Raw genomic sequence first — 247 nt, 5'->3', positions numbered from 1 at the left:
ACCATCTCTTCCAGCCGGCGTTTGATGGTCTGCTGGGCGTCGCCGTTGAGATAGTGGAAGGAAAGCTCTTCAAGCTCCTGCCGCATCTCCTGGATGCCCATGCGGCCGGCCAGCGGCGCATAGATGTCCAGGGTTTCCTGGGCGATGCGCTGGCGTTTGTGCGGCGGCACGAACTCCAGGGTGCGCATGTTGTGCAGCCGGTCGGCCAGCTTCACCAGCAGAACCCGCCCGTCCGCGGCGATGGCGA

Annotated in this window: 1 protein-coding gene; it reads right to left on the bottom strand. The window is 64.8% G+C overall.

Going from position 1 to position 247, the window contains the following annotated elements; translation table 11 throughout:
* The coding region (locus AC4FS3_RS29525) for an HD domain-containing protein (protein ID WP_491023500.1) at positions 1–247 on the bottom strand (247 nt) is incomplete at both ends.

This window comes from Pseudogemmobacter sp. TB195, from assembly GCF_058313095.1.
This window is presented reverse-complemented; position numbering and strand designations above follow the sequence as displayed.